The 4,760-nt window shown below is 69.8% G+C and carries 2 protein-coding genes; one reads left to right on the top strand and one right to left on the bottom strand.

What is annotated here, in order from left to right; genetic code table 11:
- On the bottom strand, positions 1 to 279 hold a 279-nt coding region (locus MWU75_RS19520), incomplete at its 3' end, for a hypothetical protein (RefSeq protein WP_247094114.1).
- Positions 280 to 1,325: 1,046 nt separating this feature from the next.
- Here MWU75_RS19520 and pepN point away from each other — a divergent pair.
- On the top strand, positions 1,326 to 3,914 hold the full coding sequence (gene pepN / locus MWU75_RS19515; protein WP_247094112.1) for an aminopeptidase N: 2,589 nt from the start codon (positions 1,326 to 1,328) through the stop codon (positions 3,912 to 3,914).
- Positions 3,915 to 4,760: the final 846 nt, after the last annotated feature.

Here is a 4,760-nt window from a genome sequence, read left to right as displayed (position 1 = left end):
GTGGTAGCGGCGCACCAGCGTCCAGCCCGCTTCCCCGGCGGCCATCGCACGCTCGACCGGGCCGGTCACCGCGGCCGGGGCGGTGGCCAGGGACACCAGGTCGGTGATCTCGCCGGTGGCTCGCCCGGTCGCGGCCATCAGCTCGGCCCGGGTGCGGGACTTGGCCTTGGCCCTCCACTCCTCCCGGGCGGTGGCCGACAGCTCCTGGGGGTCGGCCACGCCCTTGTCGACCAGCAGCACCCGCCCCACCGCCATCGTCAACAACGTCGTCCCGGCCACCGCGACCGCCTCCNACCGCCTCCAGCTTCGCGGTCGCGGCCAGCAGTGTCTCCACACTGGACAGCAGCACCCGGCCCCGGGCCACCGCGGCACCGACCTCACCGGGCCCCTCCTCCTCCTCGTCGGCCGGCGCCCCGGACTGACCGCTGGAACTGTCCCTGCCGGTCTCGGGGTCGGTCCCCGTGACCTCGTGCGCGGCCCGGGCCGCCCGGACCTGCGGGTTGGTCACCGTCGCACACGCGAGGGCGACCTGACTCAACGCCCCGACCATCCCCTCGGCCACACCGACCTCGGCCAGGACCGCCCGCAACCGGGCCGCCACGTCCCGCTCGTCCACGGGAGAGTCAGCGGCGCAGGGACCGGTGCCGCAGGAGTCGGTGCCAGCAGGGTCGTTGGCTTGGGCGTCGGTGGCGGCGGCGTCCTGGCCCCGGGCGGCGGCGTCCTGGCCCCGGGCGGCGGCGCCGGGCCCGTCCAGGACCACCCGGACCGGGACCTCGGGAGAGTACCGGTGCACCCGGACCCAGGAGGCCACGTCCTGACCAGGGGCCGGCACGATCCGCCCCGAAGGAGCCACGTTCGGGTCGGAAATCCCCAGAGAGGCCAGGTGGTGGCTCAACCGGGTCTGCAGGCTCCGCTCCAGCAGCCCTGTGTTCATCGGTTCCCACCCCCTTCCCCTGGGTGTCTGCCGTTCCGTCGTCGGTGACCAACTACCCCCAGTCTAGAACGTATGTCCGACGAACGGGGGTGACACGCCGCAAATTGTGGACAAGCTCCCAGACGTTTCTGGGGGACGCGACGTGGTCCCCACCCTGACACCCACCACCGACATGCACCAGCTGCCTGTGCATGGACGAGACGGAGGAGGGGACACGAGGAAGGTGTGGCGAAGGGCGCAGCGGGCGGGGAGGCGCCTGCTCGTGCAGCTGGTGGCGCGGCAGTCACGGTGCCGGCCCGGCATACGGCCTGGCGCCTGCTGGCGTGAGAGGTGACGGAGCAGATCACGGCGCTTGTCGGCATACGGACAGCAGTCTGTTTGACTGGCGATCGTGAGCCCCACGACGAACCTGACCCACGCCGAGTGCGCCGAGCGCGCCCGGACGATCACCGTCCACGACCAGCGCGTCGAGCTGGACCTGCGATCGGCCCCGGACCCCCAGACATCCACCTTCCCGATGATCACCACCATCACCTTCTCGGCGACGAGCGAGGAGACCTGGGTCGACCTCATCGCCGACCGGGTCCTGTCGGTCACCCTCAACGGCGAGCTGCTCGATCCGCAGTATGACGGCGCCCGGCTCCGCGTCCCCGGCCTGACCGCGGACAACGAGGTCCGCATCGAGGCCGAGTGCGCCTACAGCCGGAGCGGCGAGGGACTGCACCGGTTTACCGACCCGGAGGACGGCCACACGTACCTCTACACCCACTTCGAGCCGACCGACGCCCGGCGCGTCTACCCGGTCTTCGAGCAGCCCGACCTCAAGGCCCGCGTGACCTTCGTGGTGACCGCGCCGCAGGAGTGGCAGATCCTGTCCGGGCAGCAGGAGGTCTCCCGCACGCAGGACGGCGAGACCGCGACGGTCAGCTTCGCGCCGACGCCGCCGCTGTCGAGCTACATCACCGCGGTCGCGGCCGGGCCCTACCACCGGGTGGACGGCACCTGGTCGGTGCGGCGCGAGGACGGTTCCTCGCAGGAGGTCGCCTTGGGCGTGCTCTGCCGCGCCTCGATGGTGCCCTACCTGGACGCCGAGGAGATGCTGCGCCTGACCCGCCAGGGCCTGGACTTCTTCGACGAGCACTTCGCCTACCCCTACCCGTGGGGCAAGTACGACCAGATCTTCGTGCCGGAGTACAACATCGGCGCCATGGAGAACCCCGGCTTGGTCACCTTCACCGAGAACTACCTCCACCGCGGACGCGTCACCCGCGCCCAGCGGCAGGCGCTCGCCAACACGCTCATGCACGAGATGGCCCACATGTGGTTCGGAGACCTCGTGACGATGCGGTGGTGGGACGGCCTGTGGCTCAAGGAGTCCTTCGCCGACCTGATGGGCTATCACGTCACCTCGGCCGCCACCGAGTACACCGACACCTGGACCCGCTTCGCCATGGACCGCAAGCAGTTCGCCTACCGCCAGGACCTGTTGCCGACGACCCACCCGATCGTGGCGGTCATCGACGACATGGAGGCGGCGCGGCAGAACTTCGACGGCATCACCTACGCCAAGGGTGCGGCCGCACTCAAACAGCTGATGGAGTATGTCGGAGCGAACGCGTTCTTCGCCGGGTCCCGTGACTACTTCGGTCGCCACGCCTACGGCAACACCGAGGTGGCCGACCTGATGGAGTGCCTCGAGGCAGCCTCCGGCCGCGACCTGGCCACGTGGTCGCGGGCCTGGCTGGAGACGGCCGGGATCTCCGTCCTCACCTCAGTGGTGGAGCGCGCGGGCGACGGCACCATCGCCCGGCTGGCGATCCGGCAGGCAGCCAGCGACCCGCTGGCGGACGGTGCGCCCGTCGATCGACCCCACCGCCTGGCTGTGGGCTGCTATGCGCTGGAGGACGAGCGCCTGACCCGGGTCGCGGTCCATGAGCTGGACGTCACCGGCACCGAGACCGAGGTGGCCGAGGCGGTGGGACAGCGGGCCGACCTCGTGCTGGTCAACGACGAGGACCTGACCTACGCCACCGTGCGGCTTGACGAGGCGTCGACCCATGTGGCGCTGGCCCACGTCAGCTCCATGGAGGCGTCCCTGAGCCGGGCGCTGGTCTGGTCCTCGCTGTGGAACGCCGTGCGTGACGGGGTCCTGCCCGTCGGCGCCTACGTGCGCGGCGCCATCGACCAGCTGCCCCACGAGAGTGATGCCGCGCTGCTCGGGTCCGGGCTGACCACGCTCCACACGGCGGTCGAGTCGTTCGCCCCGGTGGCCCGGCGCGAGTCCTGGCGTGTCGAGCAGGTCGCTCTCTGTCGTGCCGGACTGATCGCCGCCGAGCCCGGCTCGGACCACCAGGTGCTCTGGGCGCGGGCTCTGGTCCGGGCCACGGGCACCTGCGCCGAGGGGGTGCCGATCGTGCGCGGGCTGCTGGACGGCGGTGCCGTGCCCGAGGGTCTGGACGTCGACCAGGACCTGCGGTGGACCGCCCTGGCGGCCCTGGCAGCCCAGGACGCGGTGTCCGCCGGAGACCTGGCCGTCGAGCTGGCTGCCGACGACACCCTGAGTGGGCGCACTGCGCACCTGCGGGCGTCGGCGGCTCGGCCCACCGAGGACGCCAAGACGGTGGCCTGGGACGCGATGACCACCGACCACCAGCTGACCAACGATCATCTCCGGGCGCTGGTGGCAGGCTTCACCGAGCCCTCAGGGTCCGAGGCGGCCCAGGCGTATGCCGAGCGCTACTACTCCTCCATCGCCCGGTGGTGGGACGAGCGGTCGATGGTCATGGCCAGCATCCTGGTCACCGGTCTCTTCCCGCGCGGTGATCTCGAGTCCGGACAGGAACCCGACGACCACCCCGAGGTGCGGGCGGCTCTCGACTGGCTGGCGGGCCACCCACAGGCGCCGCCTGCGTTGCGGCGGATCGTCGTTGAGCAGGCGGACCACCTGCTGCGGGCGCTGCGGGTGCAGGCGGCTGGCTGACCGGGATGGCACCAGCCATGCGTGTCAACCTACGTCGCCATAGATGTCCTCGTCATCGGGTTCGAGCTGGCACTGTTGCGCCACGTCGGTGAGGGTGTCGAGCCAGAGCTCTACGGGAATTTCGTCACACGGCGTCCACATTCCGTTGTCAGCATCGAAACACCGCCGTGAACGCCTCGAAGGTCGGTGGTGTTGAAACCGTGTAGCCAAGGCTCGTCATGCAGTCTGAGAGTGGCCCGCTGTTCCACTCGTAGTACACGCGCAACTGGTACCGGTCGAGTTCGATCGAATAGTCTTCGTGGAGCGGAAACCAGTTCCGCAGACGAAGTCCGCGAGGTAGTAGCCCTCAGCCTGCCCATCCGCGAGGTGAACCGTCAACTCATCGCCGTCCGTGTTTATCTCTGCGTGGAAGCCCTGCTCCTGCAGGCACTGTTGCTGCACTCGGGACCTACGCGCTCTTGTTGACGGCCCGCACGGGTGTGACGTCAGGCGGGTCGTCGATCCCAGGGAGAGCCGCTCGCTCCTTTTGCCGCGATGCATAGTCAGGCGGCACCCCAGTGTGGTCCCCGTATCCTCCATGGAATCTGCATCCTCCATGGGGTCTAGCGCCTCGTCGCCGGATGAGCAGGCAGTAAGCGCAGGGCACGCGCCAACGAGTGCGAGACGCCCAAGCAGTGCGCTGGGCCGACTCAAGAGCATCCAGTGGTCACAGCCAGGAACTTTCCGGGCTCTTCCCAAACGAGGGTGTAGCGGTGGTGTGATCGGCGGCGGGTCGCTGCGGGGGTGAGGGTCGAGGTCTTCCGATGATGGGAGTTCTCACACAGCCCTCGATCTGGAAGACCTCGA

Source organism: Ornithinimicrobium sp. F0845 (assembly GCF_023015765.1).
GTDB lineage: Bacteria > Actinomycetota > Actinomycetes > Actinomycetales > Dermatophilaceae > Ornithinicoccus.
This window is presented reverse-complemented; position numbering and strand designations above follow the sequence as displayed.